We start from the raw sequence: 24401 nt of genomic DNA on the forward strand, positions 1-24401 counted from the left end.
GCCAGACCAATGACCAAAACCCGCCTCTATCTGTATGACACAACCCTGCGCGACGGGCAGCAGACGCAAGGGGTGCAATTCTCGACTGCTGAGAAGGTGCAGATCGCGCAGGCGTTGGATGAGTTGGGTGTCGACTACATCGAGGGCGGCTGGCCGGGGGCGAACCCGACCGACAGCGCGTTTTTTGAAGTCGCTCCGAAGACGTTTGCCCGTTTGACGGCGTTTGGGATGACCAAGCGTTCGGGCCGGTCGGCAGAAAATGACGACGTTCTGGCAGCGGTGATGAATGCGGGCACGCAGGCGGTCTGTCTGGTCGGCAAATCGCATGATTATCACGTGACCCACGCGCTTGGCATTTCGCTGGAGGAGAATGTCGAGAACGTCCACGCCTCGGTTGCACATCTGGTGGCGCAGGGGCGTGAAGCTCTGTTCGATGCAGAACATTTCTTCGACGGGTACAAAGATAATCCGGCCTATGCGACTGAGGTTTGCCAGGCGGCGCTAGAGGCTGGCGCGCGCTGGGTTGTGCTGTGCGATACCAATGGTGGTGCCTTGCCCGCCGAGGTCGGACGCATCGTATCAGAGCTGATCGCAGCTGGTCTGCCCGGGGATCGATTGGGTATTCACACCCACAACGATACCGAGAATGCGGTGGCCTGTTCTTTGGCCGCTGTCGATGCGGGGGCGCGGCAAATTCAAGGGACCTTGAATGGGCTAGGAGAGCGGTGTGGCAATGCGAACCTGACGGCTCTGATCCCGACCTTGTTGCTGAAGGAGCCCTATGCCTCGCAGTTCGAGATCGGCGTCAGCCCTGAGGCGCTGGCCGGTCTAACGCGGATCAGTCGGATGCTGGACGATATCCTGAACCGGGTGCCTAGCAAGCAGTCGGCCTATGTGGGAGCCTCGGCCTTTGCGCATAAGGCAGGACTGCACGCCAGCGCGATTCTCAAGGATCCCTCGACCTACGAACATGTCGATCCGGCAACGGTGGGTAACGCGCGGATCATTCCGATGTCAAATCAGGCTGGGCAGTCAAACCTGCGCAATCGCCTGACCGAGGCCGGGCTGTCCGTGGAAAACGGAGACCCGGCTTTGGGGCGCATTCTTGAGCGGATCAAACAGCGTGAGGCTGAGGGGTATTCGTATGACACCGCGCAGGCCAGTTTCGAACTTTTGGCGCGGGATGAGCTTGGCCAACTGCCTGAATTCTTCGAGGTTAAGCGCTATAAGGTCACCGTTGAGCGGCGCAAGAACAAGTACAATAAGATGGTCAGCCTATCCGAGGCGGTGGTTGTCGTGAAGGTCGACGGGGAAAAGAAACTATCGGTCAGTGAATCCCACGACGAGCAAGGCAGTGACCGGGGACCAGTGAACGCTCTGGCCAAGGCGCTGGCCAAGGATCTGGGGCAGTATTCACAGGTACTGGAGGATATGCGGCTGGTCGACTTCAAGGTGCGGATCACTCAAGGCGGGACCGAGGCGGTGACACGCGTCATCATCGACAGCGAAGACGGGCAGGGGCGGCGTTGGTCTACAGTTGGGGTCAGCGCGAACATAGTTGACGCCTCCTTCGAGGCGCTGCTGGAGGCGATTCAATGGAAACTGGTGCGCGATTGTGACCCTCAGCAGGCAGCGGCAGAGTGACGGCTGCATTTGACGAGGATGTCAAAGCCTGTGCCGCTTTGGTGCACAAGGCCGATCCCGATCGGTTTCTGGCGGCAATGGCTGCTCCGGTTGCGGCGCGGGCGGTTTTGTTTTCGATCTATGCACTGAATGTCGAGGTCGCGCGCGCCCCTTGGGTGACGCAAGAGCCGATGATTGCCGAAATGCGCCTGCAATGGTGGCGCGATGCCCTGCAGGAGATCTCGCAAGGGCCCACCGTGCGGCGGCACGAGGTTGTAACGCCTCTGTCGCAGGTTCTGTCGCCTCATTTGGCCAGGATGCTTGATGAATATGTGGCGGTGCGACGGTGGGACATCTATCGCGATCCTTTTGAGGATCAGGAACATTTTGACGCCTATATCAATCACAGTTCCGGCTCGCTGCTGGTGGCCGCAGCTCAGTCCCTTGGGGCGGCAGATGAGGATGTGTTGCGCGATTTCGGCTATGGCATGGGCGTGGCGAATTGGTTCCGCGCGATCCCAGAACTTGAGGCGCGTGGGCGTATTCCATTGCTCGACGGCAGACCCGAAGGCGTGAGGGTTCTGGCAGAGACGGCGTTGACGCGACTGGCGCGGGCGCGATCCAACCGGTCTGGAGTGTCAGATGCGGCGCGTCCGGCGCTTTATCTCGGATGGCAGGCAGAATGGATTTTGAAACGGGTGAGCGCACAGCCCGACCGGGTTGCGGTAGGTGACTTGGCGCAGAGCGAGGTGCGGCGGCGGTTGTCATTGATGTGGACTGCTGCGACTGGTCGCTGGTGATTAGGCCGGTTTCGCATCGGCAGGTCTGAGGACAAGCCACAGCAATGCGCCACCAGCCAGGGTCAACAGCGGGATCATGGCGAGATTGACGGCTGTCCAGCCTTCAACCGGTGACCCTCCGGAACAGTTCATCAATCCGCCCGATGCCAGCGAAGCAACGGTCACACCGCCGAATACCAACAGGTCGTTCAGGCCCTGCATCCGGCCACGCTCATGCACTTCGTGCGACGCGGCCAGCATGCTGGTCGCACCGATAAAGCCAAAGTTCCAGCCGATCCCCAGCAGGATCAGAGCGATGAAGAAGTTCTCCAACTCGACACCCTGCAAGGCGACAACTCCGGCACCGGCCAGGATCGCAAGGCCAAGAGCCACGATTTTTTCCACCCCAAAGCGCGCGATCAGGTGACCCGTGAAAAAGCTGGGAACATACATGGCCAGCACGTGATAGGTGACCACATCCGCCGCGTCATTGGCCGAGAAGCCGCAGCCCACAACCGCCAGTGGGGTCGAGGTCATCACAAGGTTCATCAACGCGTAGGAAACCATCGCACAGATGATCGCAACAGCAATGCGCGGGGTTTTCAACAACTCTAACCGCGAGCGGCCCTTGGGCGCATCTTCGGTCGGTTTCGGCGGGGTGGGGATGTCGAGAAAGAAGAACAGCGCCGATCCAATCACGTTCAGCGCGATCACTGCCACGTATGTGCCGAGGAACGGGATCACATATGACTCTGACGTCAGTTTGACGATTTGTGGTCCGATGATCGCAGCGGCCAAACCGCCTGCCATCACATAGGAAATCGCCTTGGGGCGGAACTCATCTGATGCGGTATCCGCTGCGGCAAAACGGTAAAACCCATGCGCGCTCATGTAGATACCGGTCAGCAGGCTGCCGAGCAGGAAGATCGGGAAGGACCCCAGATAAAGGCCATAGGCTCCGATAAGGCCGCCCAAGGCCCCGGCTGTTGCCCCGACAAGGAAGCCGGTCCGGCGCCCCCAACGTTGCATGATGGCCGAGACAGGCGTGGCGGCCAGCATCGATCCCAGAACGATCAGCGAGATTGGCAGGGTCGCTAGGCAGGGGTTGCTGGCCAGGGACTGGCCGGCCAATCCACCGACGATAAAGATCATCGGCATTTGCGCGCCCAAGATCGATTGCGCAGCGACCAAAACCGCTACGTTGCGTTTGGCTTGCGAGTCGTCCGGGGTGGCTGTCGTCAGTGTCATGGACCAATGCGTATCGGTGAACGCGCCGGGGCACAAGCGGCTTGCATCTGAGGCTGATCTCCCTAACGTGCAACCCGTATCACAAGGCAGAGAGCGCATGTCCGTAGGTCGCATCATTGAAACGCCCGATTGCGTGACGGAAGGGGCCGAGTGGCTGGCCAACACCTGCCCGCGCATGGCCCATGCGATGGAGCAGACCGGCCCTTTGCCCCTGCGGCGCAAGCCCGATGGATTCGCCCAACTGCTCAGCGCGATTGTCAGCCAGCAAGTCAGCGTGGCCTCGGCCAATGCGATCTGGAAGCGCATGCAGGATGCAAAGCTGACCGGGCCGCGCAAGATCATGTGGGCCACCGATGACGATCTGCGGGCTGTAGGTCTGAGCCGTCAGAAGGTTCGATATGCGCGGGCGTTGGCTGAGGCGCGTATTGATTACAAAGCGTTACGCGACGCTCCTGATGCGGATGTTATCACGACATTGATCCAAGTTCCGGGCATCGGTGTCTGGACCGCTGAGATTTACGCGATGTTCTCGCTTGGTCGCGCGGACGTCATCGCTCCGGGTGATCTGGCCCTGCAGGAGGCCGCACGGGTTCTATACGATTTACCCAAACGACCGACCGATAAGGAACTGCGCCAAATGGCCAAAGCCTGGTCGCCCTGGCGCTCGGTTGCGGCGCGGGTTTTGTGGGCCTATTACCGGGTGGCTAAGAAAAGAGAAGGGATCAGATGACACGGGTTTTGAACGCGCTCCGGAAAGAGCCGGTTTCAGGCGACACACGCTCGGTCGTGGTGTTCGTACACGGCTATGGCGCCAACGGGGCCGATCTGCTGGGTCTTGCTGATCCGCTGGGTGAACACCTGCCCGATACGCTGTTCGTCGCGCCCGATGCACCGGAACAGATCCCCGGAATGCCAAATGGCTTTCAATGGTTTCCGATCCCTTGGATTGACGGCTCGTCCGAGGAAGAAGCGCGCCGCGGCATGGAGATGGCGAGCGACGACTTCAACGCCTTCCTCGACGCACTAATGGTGGATGAAGATGTCCTGCCCGAGCAGGTCGTTCTGTTCGGTTTCTCTCAGGGCACCATGATGAGCCTGCACGTTGCCCCGCGGCGCGAAGACCCGGTAGCCGGGATCGTTGCGTTCTCTGGTCGGTTGCTGGAACCCGATCTGCTGCCCGATGAAACCGTCAGCCGGATGCCGATCCTGCTGGTTCATGGCGACGCGGATGATGTGGTTCCGCCGCAATCGCTGCCCGAGGCAGCAGAAGCCCTTCAAGCGGCTGATTTCAAAGAAGTCTACGCGCATGTGATGAAGGGGACCGGCCACGGTATCGCACCGGACGGGCTAAGCGTGGCACTGGCCTTCATGCGTGACAAGCTGAGCTTTTAGCGATGATTGCCGTCCGCCCGATGATGCCAGAGGATGTGGCCGAGGCTCGGCTTATTCTTAATGATATCATCGCGGCGGGTGGTACGACTGCATTCGAAATCCCGTTCTCGGACGCGCTGTTTGCGCAGAGCTATCTGAACGGGGCCGACAAGGTCTGTTGCCATGTCGCACTGGATCATCAAGGCGAGGTCGCGGGGTTTCAATGGCTTGGCACGCATCAGGCCTTGCCCGAGAATTGCGCCGATGTCGCCACGTTCACCCGCCGAAACCCGGTGCTGCGGGGCGCAGGCCGGGCCCTGTTTGCCGAGACTGTCAAAACGGCAGGTGCATTGGGATTTGCCGCGATCAATGCCACGATCCGAGCGGACAACCTTCTTGGCTTAAGCTATTATGAAAAAATGGGTTTCCGCGACTACTCGGTTGCATACGGCGTTCCGCTGCGGGACGGCACTCCGGTCAATCGCATATCGAAACGCTATGATCTGACGGAGGATAGATGATGCTGGTTGTCACGGGCGTTGTGGAAGTGAATGAGGCCGGGGTCGAACGGACCCGTGAGGCCGCGCAGCACATGGTTGCAGAAACCGCAAAAGAGACCGGCTGTCTGGTCTATGAATTCAGTCAGGTGCTGGGCCACAAAACCCGGTTTCGCGTTTACGAGGAATGGCAGGATCAAGCCGCGCTTGAGGCGCATTTTGCAACGCCTCATATGGCCGTTTTTCGCGCAACTTTGGCCGAGGTTGGTCTGATTTCCAGCGAGATTTACAAAGTTGTCGGCGGTGAGAAGCAGCCGCTCGGCTGATCTGGATCAGCCCCACAAATGGCCCTCGGCAAACTCGACCGAATTGCCTGCGGGGTCGCGGATGTAGAGTGACAGCGCGCCGCTGGGCCAGTCGAACTCGGCATCGATCGGGACATTCCAATCCAGAAGGTGTTTGCGCATGGCTGCGATTTCATCGCGGGTCAGCACCAGGCAGACATGCCCCGCACCACGCGCACCATGAGGCGGTACGGGCAGGTTGGGGTTTAAGGGCGGTTGTTCGGTTTGATCCGGGTTGAACAGTAATAGAACGGACCCGCCAACACGATAAAACACGTGCCGGTCTTTGATCCGCTGAATGCGCTCCAGCCCCAGTATTTCACCATAAAACTGTTCTGCCGCGCCCAGATCATCGACATATAGCGCAGCCTCCAGAATGCCTGACGGGGCAGGGATGTCTGGCGTAAGTTTCATGGCCGTATTCTAGCAGAAAGAAGCGGGCTGTGTCACCGCCGTGCGCGTCTGTCTCGTTTACGTTGCGGGGCGGCATTCAGGTTGGGCAGGGGTAGGCTGTTCCATTGGCCGGGCTCAAGATCGTCCAAAGTCCAGTCGCCGACGCGATAGCGGATCAGGCGTAAGGTCGGCAGGCCGACAGCGGCCGTCATCCGGCGCACCTGCCGGTTCTTGCCTTCGCGGATCGTCAGCTCGATCCAGCTGTCGGGAACGGTCTTGCGCTCGCGGATCGGAGGGGTACGGGGCCAGAGGCCCTCTGGCTCATCCATCTGACGTACTTTGGCGGGGCGTGTCAGGCCATCCTTCAGCTCAACACCGTCCCTCAGCGCGTTCATTGCGCCCGCGTCAGGTTCACCTTCAACCTGAACCCAATAGGTTTTGGCCATCTTGTGCTTGGGATCCGATATCTGTGCCTGCAGTCTCCCATAATCGGTTAACAACATTAGCCCTTCGCTGTCCCGATCCAGCCGTCCTGCAGGGTAGACGCCGGGAAGGTCGATAAAGTCCGACAGGGTGCTGCGCGGCGAGTCTGCATTCGCGCGGTCGGTGAACTGCGGCAGAACATCAAAGGGTTTATTGAATCGAATGAACCAGGACATGCCCCGCCATAGCCTGCAAAACACGCTGTGCGCAACCTGTGGATAACTGTCATGCGCCTGTTACGGATTCGGCTTACCCAATCAGCGACATATTGTGGAAACTCAGGGCTTGTCAGAGATTTACCACGATATATAGTTATCTTAAGACCGGGGCGGGTGCTCTCCGCTCTGGTGTCACAAACGGGCAGCTGAGAGCGAGGAGCGATTCTGTGATGGACGGAGACTTCAGGACCGAATTTGTAAGAGAGCCGGGGACGCTCAAGCATCACCCGGCCTTGGTTTTGAATGCCGATTACCGCCCCTTGTCTTACTACCCGCTGTCGCTGTGGCCCTGGCAAGAGGCGATCAAAGCCGCCTGGCTGGACAGGGTGGACATCGTGGCCGAATATGACGAAGTCGTCCGAAGCCCGAGTACCGAGATCCGAATACCTTCGGTCGTTGTTTTGAAGGACTATGTAAAACCCAGAAAGCGCGTGGCCTTCACGCGCTTTAATTTGTTTCTGAGGGATGAATTTCGCTGTCAGTACTGCGGCAGCCGGGACAATCTGACCTTTGACCATGTGGTTCCGCGCGCAGCAGGCGGGGTGACAAGCTGGCAGAACGTGGTGGCGGCGTGCAGCCCTTGCAACTTGAGGAAAGGGTCCAAATCCCTGCGTCAGGCGGGGATGTCCCTGCGCAAGCCCCCGCGCCAGCCCGATGCGGAGGCTTTGCGCAACATTGGCCGCAAATTCCCGCCAAACCACCTGCACGACAGCTGGATCGACTTCCTGTACTGGGATGCAGAACTGGATGAGTTCTAGGTTTTGGACCGCCAGGCCGCGATCCAGATCAACGTTAAACCCAAAGACATAACGGCATTCCAGCCAGCCAGAGACAAGCCCAGCATTTGCCACGGGATATCGTCGCATCGCACCAGCGGGGCGGACATGATCTGGTTCATCAGTTCTTCCGCCGACAAGCCGCCAATGCTGCCGGACGTACAACTGGTTGGGCCTTCCCACCAGCCTTGTTCGACACCCGCGTGAAACAGGCCAATGCCTGCGCTCGTCAGCGCTGCAAGTGCGCCCGCCAATGGCAGCAGGCGGACAAAGGGCAGCATCAGTGCGATCAGCCCGATGACAAATGCGGCCCCATGTGGAAAGCGTTGCCAAACACACATTTGGCAGGGTGCGAGCCCGCCGAGATATTGGAAACCCCAGGCCCCTAACAGCAATGCTGCCGAACCGCCGGCGGCGAGACCAATCAGAATACTGCGCTGTGTCATAGGTATCGCACCGCTAGAAAGCCGCCGAACAGTAGAATGATGAACAATGTGAACATCAGGCCCAGGCGCTTTTCAATGAAATCGCGGATTGGTTCGCCAAATTTCCAAAGAAGGCCTGCCACAAGAAAGAACCTAAGCGCACGCGCCAGAATCGACGTCGCTATGAAGGTGCCAAGCGGCATGCCCGTCCAGCCCGACATAATGGTGATGACCTTGTAAGGGAAGGGCGTCACCCCCGCCGCCAGCACAGCCCAGAAGCCGAAATCGTTGAAGCGGGTGTTGAACTCTTCCATCGCGTGGGCCTTGCCCATCGATTCCAGAATGGGTTGGCCAATGCTTTCATAGGCGAATGCTCCGATCGCATAACCCAACAAACCGCCCAGCACCGACGCAACCAGCGCAACACCCGCGATAAGCCAAGCGCGCGAAGGGCGTGCCAGAATCATCGGGATCATCAGCACATCCGGCGGGATCGGGAAAAATGAGCTTTCGATGAACGCTACAATCGCCAGCGCCCAAAGGGCATGGGGGTGCTCGGCCAGTCGAATGGTCCAGTCGTAAAGCGATCGCAACATAGTCTACTCAAATCCCGGTCTTTGCCCATGCAAGCCAAATCATGCACCCACGGACCCGTCAACTGCTGGCGGTCAAACAAACCGAAAGCTGGTTGATTTTTGCCTCTGGACCTTCCCGCGCGGGGGCGCTAATCCAGTGTCCGTGGCCCAAGTGGCGGAATGGTAGACGCAGGGGATTCAAAATCCCCCGCCTTCACGGGCGTGAGAGTTCGAGTCTCTCCTTGGGCACCACAATCTCAAGTCCTTGAAGAGTTTCTTATCTCTCTTGGTTTTATTGCGGCAGCTTTCTGGAGCCAACGTTCAAACTTCCTCAGCTCCATTTTTGGGTCTTGCCTTTTATGACGGTTCTTGCAGAGTCCATGCGGGGTCGTTTCGCGCGTCTAGGAGGTATGATGCAGAGCAAGTTTTTGATTGATGGCGTTCCTGACGGCTGTATTTGGGAGTATCCAGATCCGTCAACCTTCAAACCAAAATGGACCGAGAACATCGTTTCTGTACATGTATCTGAAAGGATACCGATTTGGTTGAAGATTTTTGAAAAGAAGTTTTCTAACAATCCCATAAACATGCTCGAGATCGGGGTTTTTAAGGGGGGCTGGGCGTCACATATTTCGACAAGCAAAACAAATGTTGCGTCATTCACGGGTGTTGACCCGTATCTGGGTGACGATTCCGATCCGTATACTGGCGCATATTGGAGCAACAAACAGGGCGCTCAATCCATCTATGAAAACACATCTCAACTTTTTGGAAAGCTCGGCTATACTCTAGACCGTTCGACGTCTCTTGATTTTGTAAAACGTCACGAACATAAACCAACCTATGACGCGATTTTCATCGATGGAGATCACAGGTTTGAAGCTTGTTTGACAGATGCGCGCATTTGCTGGCCTTTGCTGAAACCAGATGGGCTTATGATGTTTGATGACTATGCAAACTCAGATCACCCTGGTGTTACCAAAGCTGTGACACAGTTTATTTCAGAGAAGGAAGAAGAAATCGAAAGCCTGCTGTATTTTGGGTGCTTTTTCACAAACCTAAACAAGGCGATTCCGGTTCTGAATGGTCAGGTAGCGATAACCAAGAAAGCAAACTAGGTTCCGTCGATCCAATGGTACAGTGACAGCGGACGAAAACTGTGTAGGCATCACATGTGATCGCTGATAACCCTTGCCACAGATTTGTTATCTGTTGGGTATTAGTCTGGACAGGTTTCGACTTCACAAAGCTGTACCTGAATCTAAAAACCACCTAAGTTCGCTGCGCGGATTGAATTGTGCGTTTTTATGATTCTGGGAACTAATGCCGGTTTTGTGGTGGCTTTGTTGCCAACATTCACGCAAACACCGGCAGATGTAGGATATGGTTCACTTACAAATCTGATCCGTGCGTGGAATATTGGTTAGTGTATTGATTTGAAAGGTACGTTCCATTGGTGGGAAACTCGGAAACCGCCAAGCCCGTCGGCCAGACTGACGCGCTTGAACTTACGATTTTGATGCCTTGTCTGAACGAGGCGGAAACAATCGAGATTTGTATTAAGAAAGCGCAGGATTTTATTGAACGTGCGCAGATTAAAGGCGAGGTGCTGATTGCCGACAATGGCAGCACCGATGGTTCGATTGAAATGGCTCAGGCTCTGGGTGCGCGTGTTGTGAATGTCCCGCAAAAGGGATACGGCGCGGCGCTGTCGGGCGGGATCGATGCAGCCTTGGGCACCTATGTGATCATGGGCGATGCAGATGACAGCTATGATTTCTCTAGCCTGGATCCCTTTGTCGAAGCGCTGCGGGCCGGAAACGATCTGGTCATGGGCAACCGGTTCAAAGGTGGTATCTCGGATGGTGCGATGCCATTTCTGCACAGATATCTGGGTAACCCGGTGCTCAGCTTCATTGGCCGGCTTTTGTTCAACATCAATATTGGTGATTTCCACTGCGGCTTGCGCGGATTTCGGCGTGACTCGATCCGGGATCTTCAACTGCACACTTCCGGTATGGAATTTGCCTCCGAAATGGTGACGCGATCCGCGATGTCGCGTCTGAAAATTGCTGAGGTGCCGACCACCCTGCGGCCCGATGGTCGAAGCCGCCCGCCGCATCTGCGTACTTGGCGGGATGGGTGGCGCCACCTCAAGTTTTTGCTTATGCACAATCCACGCTGGCTGTTTGTCTATCCGGGGCTGTTTTTCAGCGTTTTGGGCGGGCTGGCCGCCCTGATCCTGATGTTCGGTCCTGTTCAGGTTGCAGGCTCGGTTGAGTTGGGCACAAACACCTTTATCGCCGCCTGTGTGATCACGATCCTTGGAACCCAGCTACTGACCTTTGGCGCCTTAGCGCGGATGATGGCCACCCGGAGCGGATTGCTGCCAGTGGGAGAGCCCAGTCGGATTCTTCGAAGCTGGGCCACAACCGACAATATCGCCCTATTTGCGTTTTGGTTGTTCCTGTTTGGTGTCATCCTGTTCGGTGTGGCGTTCGGCCAATGGGCGCGCCTGGGGTTTGGGAACATCGAAAACCCGCTGCCAACACGCCTGACTGTAGCCGGTTTCAGCCTTATGGCCGTTTCGGTACAAACCGCCTTTGCCGCCTTCTTGTTCGGGATTATTGAGATTCCAACTCGGGAACAAAGCACCGATTCCAACTGACGTTTCCGATCTTAGGAGAATGCTGACCAACAGTTTCACAAGGCTGTCCGTATAAGCGGGCAGCCTGCTTCGTCTTTGATGGCTCAACGGGGAAAGTTCAAAAAACAGCCTCAGATATGCTGCTTTGGCGCGATCAACGAGGGGCTGGCCTTGACATTCATTGTATCTGAATGAAACCTCGAAGATGTTGGGAGACATTGGAAAAATTCAGAAGTAGCAGCAATTGCAGGGCAGCCGGTTCTAAGATACCAGCGCGCTCCCTCGCTATTGCAGGGTTTTTGGCTTTTACCGCCCACACTAAAAAAATGGGAGTTTTTTACATGAAAAACAGCAGCAAGCTTAGCCTCGGCGCGTTTGTGACCGCTGCAATGATGGCACCTGCGGCTTATGCCGAAGAATTCATCACAATCGGCACCGGCGGCGTGACTGGCGTTTACTATCCGACCGGTGGCGCGATCTGCCGTCTGGTGAACAAAGGCCGCAAGGAACATGGCGTGCGCTGCTCGGTCGAATCGACCGGCGGTTCCGTTTACAACATCAACACCATCCGCGAAGGCGAGTTGGAGTTTGGTGTGGCGCAGTCTGACTGGCAGTACCACGCCTATAACGGCAGCTCGAAATTCGAAGAGGCCGGTCCTTTCGAGAACCTGCGCGCCGTCTTCTCGGTTCATCCCGAGCCGTTCACCGTTGTGGCGCGTGCCGATTCCGGCATCACCAACTTCGAAGACCTGAAGGGCAAGCGCGTTAACATCGGCAACCCCGGTTCCGGTCAGCGCGGTACCATGGAGGTTCTGCTGGGTGAAATGGGCTGGACCACCGACGATTTCGAACTGGCGACCGAGCTGAAGGCGGCCGAACAGTCGGCGGCTCTGTGCGACAACCAGATCGACGCGATGGTTTACACCGTGGGTCACCCCTCGGGCTCGATCCAGGAAGCGACCACAGCTTGCGACTCGGTTCTGGTGAACGTCAGCGGTGACGCGGTAAGCAAGCTGGTCGACGACAACTCGTTCTACCGGACTGCGACAATTCCTGGTGGCATGTACCGTGGTTCGGACGGCGACACAGCAACCTTCGGTGTGGGCGCGACTTTCGTGACCTCGGCGGATGTGTCGGATGACGCGGTTTATGCGGTTGTCAGCTCGGTCTTCGAAAACTTCGATGACTTCAAAAAGCTTCACCCGGCATTTGCGAACCTCAAGCCCGAAGAGATGATCGCGGACGGCCTGTCGGCTCCGCTACATCCGGGCGCCGAGAAGTACTACAAAGAAAAAGGCTGGATTCAGTAAGCCAGACCTAAAGCAGGGCGCCTACGGGCGCCCTGCAACCCAAACCCGCACAAAGCGGGTATTTCAGAAGGCCAAAAATGGTCGCGACGGGGAGACATTTGCATGAGTTCCGACACACAATCCAATCGTCCGCTATCCGAAGAAGAGCTTCAGGATCTTGTGGCGTCATCTGATGCGGGCGGACGTAATCCGGTCGGCAATGTCGGGATTTTCCTGGCCATTGTGGCAGCGATCTGGTCGATCTTTCAGGTCGTTTTGGCCTCGCCCATAGCGAACTATGTGCTGCCAGGTAGTATCGTGAACAACTCACGGCAGTTTCATCTGGCCTTTGCGATGTTTCTGGCCTTTGCAGCCTATCCGGCACTGAAATCCAGCCCGCGCGACTATATCCCCATACAGGATTGGATCATGGGGCTGCTGGGTGCGTTTGTCGCGCTGTATGGCTATTTTTTCTATGACAAGATCGTCAATGCAGGTGGTCTTGCAGATGATACTGACAAATGGGTTGCGCTGGGCGGCTTGCTGTTGCTGTTTGAGGCCGCGCGCCGCGCGCTTGGCCCGGCAATGGCAATCATTGCAACGATTTTCCTCGCCTACGTATTCTTTGGATCTTCCGAATGGGTGCCCGAAGTTATCCGCTGGAAAGGGGCCAGCCTGAAAAAGGCGATGAGCCATATGTGGATCACGTCCGAGGGCGTGTTCGGCATCGCGCTTGGTGTCTCAACAAAATTTGTGTTCCTGTTCGTGCTGTTCGGGGCTTTGTTGGATAAGGCCGGGGCAGGAAACTACTTCATCAAGATGGCTTTCGGGGCCCTCGGCCACCTGCGGGGCGGCCCGGCCAAGGCGGCTGTTGTGGGTTCGGCGGCGACCGGTCTGATCTCTGGCTCGTCCATCGCCAACGTTGTCACCACAGGCACATTCACCATCCCGCTGATGAAGCGCGTGGGCTTTAGCAGTGAACAGGCAGGCTCGGTCGAGGTTGCCTCGTCTGTGAACGGCCAGATCATGCCGCCTGTGATGGGGGCTGCGGCCTTCCTGATGGTGGAGTATGTGGGTATTTCCTACGTTGAGGTCATCACCCATGCCTTCCTGCCGGCTGCGATCTCTTACATCGCGCTGGTCTATATCGTGCATCTGGAAGCCGTGAAGCGGAACATGCCGACGCTGGGCAACCGTGAGGTTCACCTTGCGCGGACCGTGGTTGGGATGCTGTCCTTCTTCATCGTCTTTGCGGGCCTATGCTACGGCTCGCAATACCCGGTCGATGCGGTCACCAGCATGGTGCCAACGGCCGCTGGCATGGTGCTGAGCCTGATCGTCTGTGCGGTCTATGTCGCTCTGCTGTATCTGGCCGCGCAGGTCCCTGACCTTGAGCCGGACGATCCAAACGCCAAAGAGGTCGAGCTGCCGGTTATCGCCGACATCTACAAGGCTGGTCTGCATTATCTGCTGCCGATCATCGTGCTGGTCTACTTCCTGATGATCGAGCAGAAATCGCCGGGTCTATCGGCCTTCTGGGCAACGGCGCTGCTGTTCGTGATCCTACTGACGCAGAAGCCGCTCAAGGCGATCTTCCGGGGCGAGAGCGAGGTCTACAACCGCTTCATCGACGGTGTTGCTGATTTGTGGCAAGGCCTGATCGACGGGGCGCGCAACATGATCGGGATTGCTCTGGCCACGGCCACCGCAGGCGTGATCGTGGGCACCGTGACCCTGACCGGTGTGGGCCAGGTGATGGCCGATCTGGTCGAGTTCCTGTCGGGCGGCAATCTGATCCTGATGTTGATCATGGTCGGTATCCTCAGCTTGATCCTGGGGATGGGCCTGCCGACCACTGCGAATTATATCGTCGTTAGTTCACTGATGGCCGGAGTGGTTGTTGAACTGGGTGCGCAAAGCGGGCTGATCGTGCCGTTGATCGCGGTGCACCTGTTCGTATTCTACTTTGGGATCATGGCGGACGTGACGCCGCCTGTTGGTTTGGCAAGCTTCGCGGCCGCTGCAGTATCGGGCGGTGATGCGATCAAGACCGGTTTCACCGCGTTCTTTTACAGCTTGCGGACCGTAGCGCTGCCTTTCGTTTTCATCTTCAACACCGACCTGCTGTTGATCGACGTGACGTGGGTCGAAGGCATAATCGTCGCTATATTTGCAACCATCGCCATTCTGGTCTTTACGGCTGGCACGATGGGCTATTTCCTGACCCATAGCCGCATCTACGAAAGCATCGCGCTGATCTTTGTTGCCTTTGCGCTGTTCCGGCCAGATTATTTCATGGACCGCATCTCGCCTCCGTTCCAGTCGGTTGAACCCGCTGCGTTTGAAGAAACGATAGGTCAAGCACCGCCAGGTTCTGAAGTGCGACTGGTCATATCCGGCCCGGATTTCGACACGCTCGAAATGGCCGACACCACCGTTGTTGTCACTGTTGGCGACGAAGAGGGTGGCGCGGCGCGGGTCGAGGCGATGGGGCTGATCCTGATCCCCGAAGATGGGCTGATCAAGCTTGAGGAGCCTCTGTTTGGCACGCCTGTGGCCGATGATCTGGGTATCTTCGACTATTATGGGGATGAGCCGGTACGCCTGACCTCGGTCAGCTTGCCGTCCAGCCAGCCCCCGAAGCAGTTGGTCTATATACCGGCGATGATCCTGCTGGCTCTGATCGCCTTCCTGCAACGCGGCCGGGCCGCCAGACAAGAAGAGGTGACAGCATGACCAAATCAGTTCTTTGCGCTGTCGATATCAGCAATGGCGATCTGGATAGTCCGGTTTTGAAACAGGCCGCTAGGCTGGCGGATCTGGACGGGGCGCAGCTTGATGTTGTGACCGTGCTTCCTGATTTCGGCGAAAGCTGGGTATCGGGTTTTTTCGAGCCCGACTTCCACGATAAGGCGCTGGCCGAGGCGCATGACAAGCTGGCAAACCTTTGCGTCTCTGTACTTGGTGCGGAACGCAACGCCGCTATGCGCCACGTGGTGGCCACTGGCACGGCCTATCAGGAAATCCTGAAAACAGCAGAGGGCGCCGGCTCCGACCTGATCGTGATCGGTGCTCATAAACCGGATTTCAAAGACTATCTATTGGGCCCCAATGCTGCGCGCGTTGTACGTCACGCCACAGCCTCGGTCTACGTGGTGCGCTGATCAATACCCGGTCATTTCCAGATAGCCGCGTCCCGCGTGGCTGCCTGAGACAATGACCGGGCCTTCCCAATATTCAAATCGTGTTGCCATCCAGGCGTCCGGGATTAGGACAGCGACATCGACGTCCAGCCCCCGATCCGGCAGGCTGACCTGCCATCGGATTGGCACATCTCGCCCGGCCACTTGCGCGGCCTCAAGCGGTGTGAAGGTGGCGGAGCCGTTTGGCAGTGCCTCGGTGCTGCCATCCGCATTGATCCAAGTGGCAGCCGTAAAATCGCCGCGATCCCCGCGTAGCCGAAAAGCCATCAGCTTGTCGCCATCGTCAAAACTCAGCGAGAACCAATCCCATCCGCTTTGATCTTCGGCCAAGGGTTGCGAAGACCATTCGCGATCCAGCCACGCCGAACCGCTGACGGTGACATCGCCCTGAGGCAGGTGCAACGTGCCTTCGACCGCATAAAAGGGTTGAGAATAATAGTAGCTGGCTTGCCCATCGGCGGATTTGACGGAATAACCATCCTCGCCGTGAAACACCAATGGGCCTTGGGCATTTAGGGACAGGGTGTACCCGAAATCCTCTCCGTTTGCGGTCAGGGACAGCGTGTCGAAATCCGGACCGCTCATGCGCCATTCGTCGATCCAGGCGGCGAAGGGTTCGCTCGTGACGCCTGCCTGACCTACGCCGCCGCGTGACAGGCGTTCGGCAAAGTAGTGTCGTTCAGGCGTGGTGACAGCGGCATGGCCCATCCATATCTGAGGGCTTTGCCAACCCTCGGTCTCAAAGGGTTTGAGGGCCGAGCGAAACAAGGTCCACTGGATGCCATAGTCGCGCCCGTCATCCCCTTTGAGATTGGCGGTCAGATACCACCACTCGATCCGGTAGCTGGGATGCGGTCCGTGATCTCTCGGGAACTCGAACAAAACCCCGTGCTGTGGCACGTCAAACCCGTCTGCCGATCCGCCCAGACCGGCATAGCCCTGCGCTAATAAGGGTGTCGGTAGCCAGACCAGCAGGAATAGAAGAAACGCTCTAACGTTCATTGGCAAACACTCTCAGCAGGCTGGCCGGGGGCAGGCGCAGCAATCGCAAAGCGGGCAGGGCTGCGGCAACGAAAGCGGCCAGTAGTGTCAGAAGGAACAGATACAGCCAGTCCCACGGAAACAGGAACATCGGCAGCCTCCAACCGAAAGCCTGCACATTGATGACGGCCAGCAAGACCCAAGCCAGAACCAGCCCCAAGGGCAAAGCCAGGCAGGCGGTCAATGCGGCCAGCAGGACACTGCGCAACAGCTCGAGCCTGGCCAGTTGCGCACGGTTCAGACCCAAGGCCCAGACCGGCGCGATATGGGGCAGGCGCTGCGTCCAAAGGGTGAGCAGGCTGGTCAGAATGGCAAATCCGGCAACCCCAAGGGTCAGGATATTCAGGGCTGAGGTCACGACAAAGGTTTTCTCGAATATCGCCCGGGATTGCGCCTTCATCGCCGCCTGCTGAACCACGCTGCGCGGAGGCATATCGAACTGCGTACGCAGGGATTGTGCCATCTCGGTAGCTTGATCTGGGTTCATACGAATGCCGAACCGTCTTGCTTCGGCCCCCGGCGCGATTTGGTCCAGACGGGACATCGACACGATGGCCTGTCCGGTTGGATTGCCATAGTCGGAATAGACGCCTGCAATGGGCAGAGAGGCCGTTGCCGAAAGCACCAGAGTGTCTCCGGGCCAGAGGTCCGCGCGCCGGGCCAGTTGCTCGTTAATGAGGATTGCTTGTCCTGACATCACCCGATCCCAATCGCCATCAGATCGCGCGATCAACGGCCAATGATCCCGGTAGACCGGGTCATCGACCACGCCATACAGGAACAGCGGGCCGGTTTCATGGGCCAATTCGACACTGCGGATGGGTAGAATTGCATCGACCTGAGGAGCAAGCCAATCCGTAATTTCCAGCGCTTGCCGATCATCTTCGGCGGTAACATACAGTTCCGAAGTCAGGCGTTGATCCAGCCAACCGACAAAGGTCAGCCGAAAGCTCGAGACCATTGTACCGACACCGATATTGGCCGCCAGCGCCAGCAACAGGGCCATCAGTGCCAAGGAAAGACCAGGCAGCTGCGCCCGCATATCTGCCCAAATCCATTGAGACACCGGCCCGCGTGCTTTCTCGGCAAAGATCGTCAGGACAAGCGACAGGAACCACGGCAAAACCAGTGCCGCACCGGTCAACAGCCCAGCGAGCAGTGCAAAGCCGCCAAGCAGACCACCCATGCCGAAATAGAGAGCGCATCCGCAGGCGATCAGGCAAACTCCGACAATCCCAGTCAGGCTGTGTGATCGCCCGCTCCCGCTCCAGGCCTGAATGCCGGGCCCTTCGAGCAGTGGCATACGTGACAGACGCCACAGTGCATGACCACTGGCCCCTAAGGTGCCAAGAAGCGCCATGGCCATACCGGCCAGCGCCCAGCTCGGCTGCAGGCTCAGCTGTCCGGTGACAGGGGCACCATAGAGCCCGCGCAAGGTTGCGGCCACGTCCGGCAGCAACGCGCCTGCGAGAAAGAAACCCAGGATCAGGCCCAAAGCCCCGCCGATACAGGCCAGTGCCGTCAGTTCGACCAGCACCATCCACACCAGCCGCCTCATTGAAACGCCCAAGGCACGCAAGGTTCGGATCATGCCGCGCCGTTGGGCAAAGGCCAGCCCGACGGTACCGTTCACAATGAATAACCCGACGGCGAATGACAGTAATCCGAAGGCGGTCAGGTTCAGGTGAAAACTATCCGTCAGCTGCGCCGTATCGACCTGCGAGGCCGGGCTGATTTGCTGTAGCTCAGGTGCAATCTGCGACAGGGGCGGGCGTCCGCGGGGTTGGTTTGGCAAAACCACAAGCCGGGAAATCTTGCCGCGTTGGTCCAGTAGGGTTTCGGCGACGCCTATATCGGTCAAAATCACATCGGCAGGCAACGATGTGCTGAGGATGATCGGCGGCAGTCCTTCGACCGAAGACAATAGTGGCGCAAGGTCCGGATGAACAAACAAGCGGCCCGGAGCCGTCAAGATATCGGCCGGGTCTGGTGGATCAGCGCTCTGCTCGGTTTCCATCACCGCAGGCAAGGTCGGGTAGGCCACCATATCCACGCCCATCACCCGCAGGGTGCGACCTTGGGCGCGATAAGGACCTTCCAGAACGGCGGCGACTTGCCAGCCCGCCCGGCGCAGCTTGGAATATCGGGACAAAGGGATTGGGCCGCTTGGATCGCGCAGTTCATCAAACTGCCCCAAGGCCAGTTGTGCATTGGCCCGCGCATAGCTTGCGCGTGCTTCGGCGTTGATTGCTTGCACAGCAGACCACAGACCGGTTGCCAAGGCGATGCCGATCAGCAGCGTCGCCAGCTGCAGCCAATGCGCGCGCCAATGTGATAGCAGCGCCTGTATGACGGCCTTGGTCATTCGATGCGACCACCGGCCAGATGCACGCGCCGGTCAAGTCGCGCGGCAATGTTTTGCGAATGGGTCACCAACAGCAAAGCGGCCCCGGTATCGGCAACCAGGGACAGCATCAGGTCCAGAACATTGGCACTGGCAGTTTCGTCCAGGCTACCCGTAGGCTCATCCGCCAGCAGCAGTTTGGGCCGCGCAGCCATGGCGCGGCCAATGGCAACGCGCTGTTGCTGGCCGCCAGAGAGGTTTTCGGGGAAACGATCCAGCAAATCGGACAACCCCAGTCGATCAGCCAGATGGGTGCTCCAGGCCGGGTCATGACAGCCAGCCAGGCGGGCGTGAAAGGAGAGGTTTTGCGACACCGAGAGCGACGGGATCAGGTTAAACTGCTGAAACACCAGGGAGACCTGCGTACGGCGTAACCCTGCACGGCCTGCATCATCCAGCGCTGACAGGGCCATGCCATCCAGTGTGATCTCACCCGCATCGAAGCTATCCAAAGCGGCGGCTAGGTTCAGCAAGGTGGATTTGCCGCTGCCACTTTCACCGGTCAGGGCCAGTGTCTGCCCCTGATCCAGGGTCAGCGATACATCACGCAGGACAGGCCGCCCACCGGGATAGGATTTCTGCACCTTGTCGATCGTCAACAGCATGATCTGCCCCGCATTTTCATGCAGGATGTGCAACGGAACTCACCCATGTCCAGTGCCGAACGCCCTCCGATGCGTTTCGCCGCAGGTACATTGAGGGCACGCCGGTCTTGTGCCTTTCCGCCGCAGAGTCCATTCTAATACTCAAGGGATCATCGCGGAACAGGGTGGAAAAACATGAGCTTGCTGCACCAGATTGTTTGGGGCAGTGCCTTTCTGGGGCTCTGCTTTGTGGTCGAGATATTCTTTCTGGCCTGGTGCACGATCTTTGTAATCAAAATGGAGCCGAAATGGTCAAAACATGGGCTGTTTCTGGCCACTGCCGCCCCGATTGCCGTCGCATTGGCGTTTATCGTTTTGACACACACAATTCAGGTGTGGATATGGGCGATCGTTTGGGTTTTGCTTGAGGTGCTGCCGGATTGGAATACGGCTCTGTATTTCTCGTTGGTGACGTTCACCACGCTGGGCTATGGCGATATCGTTTTGGGTGAGGCGCTAAGGATTTTTGGATCTTTTGCGTCGGTTACCGGGCTTTTGGCCTTTGGACTTTCAACGGCCTATATGGTTGCGCTGATGTCCCGGGTGTTTCAGGAACGGTTCTTTTCCTTGGGCCAACCCCCTAAAGAATAGGCGCAAACAAACGGGCCAGGGGCGCACCAAATCGAATATAGACCGGTTGCTGGAACAAGGATCGCGTCAGTTCATAGCTTTTATCGAAATCAGCCAGAAGCATCCGTTCCACCGCCTGTGCGGCCTCAGCATTAAAAAACAACGCCATTGCTTCAAAATTCAGCCGGAATGATCGGTTGTCCAGATTAGTTGTCCCGATCGCAGCCAGAGTATCATCGACCACAAACACCTTTTGATGCATGAAACCATCGGTGTATCGAAACACCCGCGCACCACAGTTTCGAACCTCATCAAAATAGGCAAAGGCGGCCAGCCAGGGCAGGCGGTGATCGATCACCTCGGGCACAAGGATACGCACATCCACTCCACGCATCGCCGCATGTTGAAGCGCGGTCATGACGTCGATATCGGGCACAAAATAGGGCGAGGCGATCCAGAACCTCTCTTTTGCCTCGGCTATGGCCGAAAAGAACATCATAGCGCCGGTTTCGGTATCATCGCCGGGCCCGGTTGCGACGAGTAGCGCGTTCATGTCCTGATCAGATTCGCTGCCAGCCCAGTCCAGATCATCGATCAGGTCCTCACCACGGGCCCAGTGCCAGTCTTCGGTGAAAATCAACTGTAGCTGGCGAACGATATGGCCGGTGATCTTTACATGAGTGTCACGCCAGAGGCCGAACGTTTCGCCCTGACCGAGATACTCTACACCAACATTGTGTCCGCCGATAAAGCCGGTCTCTCCGTCGATCACCACTGTTTTCCGATGGTTGCGGTAGTTCAACTGAAAGCGAAAATTCGGGCCGCGCTGTTCCTTCGGGTCGGCGACATCAATCCCGGCGTTCTGCATGGTTTCCAGAAAGTCGGACGGCAAGCCATAGCTGCCCACCGCGTCGGTCATGAACCGCACATGCACCCCGCGGTTTGAGGCCGCGATGAGCCGTTCCTGCAGCTTCAATCCCAATTCATCGGCGCGCACGATGTAGAATTGGATCAGGATGTAGTTCTTTGCTGCATCAATGGCTTCGAAAATCGCATCGAATGTGGCATCGCCATCGATCAATAGCTCCGCCCCATTGCCGCGCGAAACGGGTAGATGGGCCAGAAATTCGAACGGCCGGGGATTGATCGACATTTTCTCAGGATCTGGCTTGGAGTGATCGGCGAATGTTTTGATCCCTTCGACCACGCGCTCACTTTCTTGCCGGGCGATACGATAGCCGTGAAAACGGTGGTGGCCCAGAAACAGATACATCGGTACGGCAAAGAAAGGGGCGGCAATTAGAAAGACCACCCAGCCAACCGCACCTTGCGGTGTGCGAGCTGTCTGCGCTGCCCTGAGCGAGAAGATAGCGGCTGTAACATAAAGTGCAAAGACGGCCGCAGATACCAACACTGTCCACATTTGTTTTCAGGGCTCCGTCTTTTTGCTTTGCTTTAGGGGCGATAGGCGAACGATACTGCGTTCTTCTTCATCTGGAGTCGTCCCCTAATCGCCCATCCAAAGACATCAAGATTGCGACTGGGCGCAGCGCCGGAATATGACTGAAAACGATCAAGATGCAGACCGTAAGAGGCACACTCAGAAAGGCTCCGATCAAACCCCATACCGTCGTCCAGAAAGTCAGCGCCAGAATGACTAGGAATGTGGACATGTTGAGCGATCGGCCCAGCATCGCAGGGTCCAGGAAATTACCGATCAGGAACTGGATCGTGCCGCAGCCCAGAACCACCACCAGAAACGGGCCGATGCTTTCAAACTGAACCAAAGCGATCATGGCCGGAAACACCACGGCAATGATCGACCCAATCGAAGGGATGAAATTCAAGGCAAAGGTCAGAACTGCCCATGTCTCGGCATATTCCAGGCCAAGCATGCGGAAGACACTATAGCTGATACCCGCCGTGATCAGGCTGATCAGGGTTTTGACTCCGACATACCGCTGTAGGCTGAACGAGATTGCATCGAGCATTGCCGACAGCTCTTTCCCGGTTTCCGGGCTTCCTGCAGCCAGCTGGATCTTTTTGCGAAAGGCCAGGCGTTCGACCATCAGGAACGAAACATAAAGGCTGATCAGAAAGAACTGGTTCAACAGCGATGTTGCGCTGCCCAGCAACAGCCGCGCCAGATAGGACATGTCGATACTGACAAGGTTGTCCCGAATAAACGTTGTCACATCGCTGCCCACCAACCCCGCGATACGGTTGATTGCGCTGTCGAACTGGGCCTCGTAGGTGGTGATGCCGCGTGCGAATTGGGTCGCCTGGCTGCCCAATATGTACATTATGGTAAACAAACCGGCCAACACAACTGTCACTCCGGCCAGGTTTGCCAGCCATACCGGTGATCGGGTCAGGGCGATGACTCGGTCGCTGAGCGCGATGATCAGAACATTAACTAGCAGGGCAAGCGTCAATGGGATCAGAAAGGTCGCACCCGCATAAAGCCCCAGCACCACCAAAGCTGCAACAATACAGCTGTCGCGCACCGCAGACAGGCTGAGGCGGCGGCGCGTTGTGGGTGTGTTTGGATCGGATGTCATAAAGAACCTGACTTGGGGCAGGGCGCACGCGTGCCACGATCCTGCACAGCCCGATAGGTTTATGCAATGCTGTCAGCTGTTTATAATTCCAGATTTGTGATCGAGCGACTTCTACGTTGGCCGTCGGCGGGCTAGGGTTGCACCATGTCTGGTGCATCGATTCTGTTCTCTGCCCGTCCGGTCAAGGCGCTGTTTCTGGCGGTGCGGCGGTTCAATGCCAAGAACGGCTTTGTCATGAGCAGCCATGTCGCCATGTCGATGATGATGGCGCTGTTTCCCTTTGTACTGTTCACCGTCGCGCTGGCAGGGGCACTTTCGCAGGGCTATGTGACGGATGAACTGGTCGATCTGATCTTTGGTGCATGGCCGCAGGATGTGGCCGGACCCATCGTGGCCGAGCTGCGGGCTGTGTTGGATGGATCCGGGTCCGGGGCAATTACGCTTGGCGGTTTGCTAGCTGTCTACTTTGCCTCAAACGGGGTTGCAGCGGTGCGGACAGCTATGAATCACGCCTACCACGACCATGACAGCTGGCCCTTCTGGAAAACGCGTTTGCTGTGTATCGCTTTGGTCATTCTGGGCGGTGCAGCCATCCTGATCGTCGCAGCGGTCGAGGTGGGTTTGCCCGTCTACACGGCGCTGGTTTCCGAGCACACAGACTTAGATGTCGCGACTTGGTTGTCGGCGGATCGCCTGCGGTGGACCTTTGCAGTGGCCGTGCCTGTAGTGACGATTCTGATGGCGCATCTTGTTCTGCCCACGCGACGTCACAGTCTGATGCAGATCATGCCGGGCGTGTTTCTAACACTTGCGCTATTGGGGGCCGGGGGATGGGGTTTTTCGATCTATGTCGGTCAATTCGCCAGCTACAGCGCCACTTACGCCGGTTTGGCCGGGGCCATGGCCGCGCTGATCTTCCTGTACCTTTGCGCTGCGATTGTGATTTTGGGGGCCGAATACAACAGCGCGCTGATTGATCTATCAAAAGACGATACGGGCGTGCAGGCCTAGGTGCCGATGGATCGGCACGCGCTTGCCAGTATTGGGCCATGATCCCGGCAAAATTCACTTGTAGACAGCCTTAGGGGCATCAGCCTCAGGTTTGTTTGCAGGTGGCGTATGTCAGAAACGATGCAGAAACATCCCTGTGTAGGGGACGTGAAGGGGTCATTGGAGCAGCGTATCGCGCAGTTGCGGGATCGTAAGCCGGTTTATCTGAACCATTCAGAGGTTGTTGAGATGCAGAACCTTGCAGCCGCGTCTTTTCAGGAGCATCCGCTTGCAGTGCAGTTGACGACAGAAGATTAACT

Annotated in this window: 25 protein-coding genes and 1 tRNA gene; 16 read left to right on the top strand and 10 right to left on the bottom strand. The window is 57.5% G+C overall.

The genetic code is table 11. The features are described from left to right. Positions 1-9: 9 nt before the first annotated feature. Together cimA and ACR0JX_RS03110 are read left to right on the top strand one after the other, a co-directional pair. Positions 10-1644 carry a citramalate synthase gene (gene cimA, locus ACR0JX_RS03105; RefSeq protein ID WP_480541300.1) on the top strand — a complete coding sequence of 545 codons (1635 nt, stop codon included), beginning with the start codon at positions 10-12 and terminating at the stop codon, positions 1642-1644. Beyond that, positions 1641-2423 carry a squalene/phytoene synthase family protein gene (locus ACR0JX_RS03110; RefSeq protein WP_480541302.1) on the top strand — a complete coding sequence of 261 codons (783 nt, stop codon included), beginning with the start codon at positions 1641-1643 and terminating at the stop codon, positions 2421-2423. The genes cimA and ACR0JX_RS03110 overlap by 4 nt, the downstream gene beginning before the upstream one ends. Here the strand turns inward: ACR0JX_RS03110 and ACR0JX_RS03115 are convergent, their stop codons facing one another. Continuing rightward, positions 2424-3650 (bottom strand): MFS transporter, encoded by a 1227-nt coding sequence (locus ACR0JX_RS03115; protein WP_480541304.1) that lies wholly within the window; start codon positions 3648-3650, stop codon positions 2424-2426. It abuts the gene before it with no gap. Positions 3651-3747: 97 nt separating this feature from the next. Here ACR0JX_RS03115 and ACR0JX_RS03120 point away from each other — a divergent pair, with 97 nt between their 5' ends. Genes ACR0JX_RS03120 through ACR0JX_RS03135 form a run of 4 tightly spaced genes read left to right on the top strand, consistent with a single transcriptional unit; the run spans position 3748 to position 5844 of the window. After that, positions 3748-4380, top strand: a complete 633-nt coding sequence (locus ACR0JX_RS03120; RefSeq protein WP_480541306.1) for a DNA-3-methyladenine glycosylase family protein — start codon at positions 3748-3750, stop codon at positions 4378-4380. Continuing rightward, positions 4377-5042: an alpha/beta hydrolase gene (locus ACR0JX_RS03125; protein WP_480541308.1), complete on the top strand. Its 666-nt coding sequence runs from the start codon at positions 4377-4379 to the stop codon at positions 5040-5042. Before ACR0JX_RS03120 ends, ACR0JX_RS03125 begins: the two co-directional genes overlap by 4 nt. Before the next feature lie 2 nt (positions 5043-5044). Beyond that, complete coding sequence (locus ACR0JX_RS03130; protein WP_480541310.1) at positions 5045-5542, top strand: N-acetyltransferase family protein; 498 nt, start codon at positions 5045-5047, stop codon at positions 5540-5542. Beyond that, positions 5539-5844 carry a putative quinol monooxygenase gene (locus ACR0JX_RS03135; RefSeq protein WP_480541312.1) on the top strand — a complete coding sequence of 102 codons (306 nt, stop codon included), beginning with the start codon at positions 5539-5541 and terminating at the stop codon, positions 5842-5844. Before ACR0JX_RS03130 ends, ACR0JX_RS03135 begins: the two co-directional genes overlap by 4 nt. 6 nt (positions 5845-5850) lie before the next feature. Here ACR0JX_RS03135 and ACR0JX_RS03140 read toward each other — a convergent pair whose 3' ends face one another. Further along, positions 5851-6276, bottom strand: coding sequence for a VOC family protein (locus tag ACR0JX_RS03140; protein WP_480541313.1), 426 nt, complete (start codon positions 6274-6276; stop codon positions 5851-5853). 32 nt (positions 6277-6308) lie between these two features. Next, entirely contained in the window at positions 6309-6914 is a 606-nt protein-coding gene (locus ACR0JX_RS03145) for an rRNA large subunit pseudouridine synthase E (RefSeq protein WP_480541314.1), read from the bottom strand. Between the two features lie 212 nt (positions 6915-7126). Here ACR0JX_RS03145 and ACR0JX_RS03150 point away from each other — a divergent pair, with 212 nt between their 5' ends. Then, positions 7127-7714, top strand: coding sequence for an HNH endonuclease (locus ACR0JX_RS03150; protein ID WP_353007716.1), 588 nt, complete (start codon positions 7127-7129; stop codon positions 7712-7714). On the opposite strand, the gene ACR0JX_RS03155 is transcribed toward ACR0JX_RS03150, so the two are convergent. After that, complete coding sequence (locus ACR0JX_RS03155; protein ID WP_480541316.1) at positions 7711-8178, bottom strand: disulfide bond formation protein B; 468 nt, start codon at positions 8176-8178, stop codon at positions 7711-7713. The two genes, ACR0JX_RS03150 and ACR0JX_RS03155, sit on opposite strands and share 4 nt — an antisense overlap. Continuing rightward, positions 8175-8753, bottom strand: a complete 579-nt coding sequence (locus ACR0JX_RS03160; RefSeq protein ID WP_170532969.1) for a YqaA family protein — start codon at positions 8751-8753, stop codon at positions 8175-8177. Before ACR0JX_RS03160 ends, ACR0JX_RS03155 begins: the two co-directional genes overlap by 4 nt. Before the next feature lie 145 nt (positions 8754-8898). Between ACR0JX_RS03160 and ACR0JX_RS03165 the strand changes: the two genes are divergently transcribed. The 6 genes from ACR0JX_RS03165 (at position 8899) to ACR0JX_RS03190 (ending at position 15832) form a co-directional block, all read left to right on the top strand. Next, positions 8899-8984: transfer RNA gene (locus ACR0JX_RS03165), tRNA-Leu, on the top strand. A 158-nt stretch (positions 8985-9142) separates the two neighbouring features. After that, entirely contained in the window at positions 9143-9850 is a 708-nt protein-coding gene (locus ACR0JX_RS03170) for a class I SAM-dependent methyltransferase (protein ID WP_480541318.1), read from the top strand. A gap of 338 nt (positions 9851-10188) precedes the next feature. Continuing rightward, the gene (locus ACR0JX_RS03175; RefSeq protein WP_480541749.1) at positions 10189-11400 is read left to right on the top strand and encodes a glycosyltransferase family 2 protein; all 1212 of its coding nucleotides are present in this window, start codon (positions 10189-10191) and stop codon (positions 11398-11400) included. Between the two features lie 320 nt (positions 11401-11720). Then, positions 11721-12689 carry a TAXI family TRAP transporter solute-binding subunit gene (locus ACR0JX_RS03180; RefSeq protein WP_480541320.1) on the top strand — a complete coding sequence of 323 codons (969 nt, stop codon included), beginning with the start codon at positions 11721-11723 and terminating at the stop codon, positions 12687-12689. 102 nt (positions 12690-12791) lie between these two features. Beyond that, positions 12792-15404 (top strand): TRAP transporter permease, encoded by a 2613-nt coding sequence (locus ACR0JX_RS03185; RefSeq protein WP_480541322.1) that lies wholly within the window; start codon positions 12792-12794, stop codon positions 15402-15404. Then, positions 15401-15832: a universal stress protein gene (locus tag ACR0JX_RS03190; RefSeq protein WP_170532978.1), complete on the top strand. Its 432-nt coding sequence runs from the start codon at positions 15401-15403 to the stop codon at positions 15830-15832. The genes ACR0JX_RS03185 and ACR0JX_RS03190 overlap by 4 nt, the downstream gene beginning before the upstream one ends. Here the strand turns inward: ACR0JX_RS03190 and ACR0JX_RS03195 are convergent, their stop codons facing one another. Genes ACR0JX_RS03195 through ACR0JX_RS03205 form a run of 3 tightly spaced genes read right to left on the bottom strand, consistent with a single transcriptional unit; the run spans position 15833 to position 19921 of the window. Then, complete coding sequence (locus tag ACR0JX_RS03195; protein WP_480541324.1) at positions 15833-16873, bottom strand: lipocalin-like domain-containing protein; 1041 nt, start codon at positions 16871-16873, stop codon at positions 15833-15835. After that, positions 16863-19277: an FtsX-like permease family protein gene (locus ACR0JX_RS03200; protein ID WP_480541326.1), complete on the bottom strand. Its 2415-nt coding sequence runs from the start codon at positions 19275-19277 to the stop codon at positions 16863-16865. Before ACR0JX_RS03200 ends, ACR0JX_RS03195 begins: the two co-directional genes overlap by 11 nt. Then, a complete protein-coding gene (locus ACR0JX_RS03205; protein ID WP_480541328.1) occupies positions 19274-19921 on the bottom strand; it encodes an ABC transporter ATP-binding protein in 648 nt (215 codons plus the stop codon). Before ACR0JX_RS03205 ends, ACR0JX_RS03200 begins: the two co-directional genes overlap by 4 nt. A gap of 174 nt (positions 19922-20095) precedes the next feature. Here ACR0JX_RS03205 and ACR0JX_RS03210 point away from each other — a divergent pair, with 174 nt between their 5' ends. Beyond that, complete coding sequence (locus tag ACR0JX_RS03210) at positions 20096-20551, top strand: potassium channel family protein (RefSeq protein WP_480541330.1); 456 nt, start codon at positions 20096-20098, stop codon at positions 20549-20551. Here ACR0JX_RS03210 and cls read toward each other — a convergent pair. Together cls and ACR0JX_RS03220 are read right to left on the bottom strand one after the other, a co-directional pair. Then, entirely contained in the window at positions 20541-21953 is a 1413-nt protein-coding gene (gene cls / locus ACR0JX_RS03215) for a cardiolipin synthase (protein ID WP_480541331.1), read from the bottom strand. The two genes, ACR0JX_RS03210 and cls, sit on opposite strands and share 11 nt — an antisense overlap. 67 nt (positions 21954-22020) lie before the next feature. Continuing rightward, the gene (locus ACR0JX_RS03220) at positions 22021-23091 is read right to left on the bottom strand and encodes an AI-2E family transporter (protein WP_480541333.1); all 1071 of its coding nucleotides are present in this window, start codon (positions 23089-23091) and stop codon (positions 22021-22023) included. Positions 23092-23235: 144 nt separating this feature from the next. Between ACR0JX_RS03220 and ACR0JX_RS03225 the strand changes: the two genes are divergently transcribed. Together ACR0JX_RS03225 and ACR0JX_RS03230 are read left to right on the top strand one after the other, a co-directional pair. Beyond that, positions 23236-24102: a YihY/virulence factor BrkB family protein gene (locus ACR0JX_RS03225; RefSeq protein ID WP_480541334.1), complete on the top strand. Its 867-nt coding sequence runs from the start codon at positions 23236-23238 to the stop codon at positions 24100-24102. Positions 24103-24210: 108 nt separating this feature from the next. Beyond that, a complete protein-coding gene (locus tag ACR0JX_RS03230) occupies positions 24211-24399 on the top strand; it encodes a hypothetical protein (RefSeq protein WP_480541336.1) in 189 nt (62 codons plus the stop codon). Positions 24400-24401: the final 2 nt, after the last annotated feature.

This window comes from Ruegeria sp. AH7, from assembly GCF_056541325.1.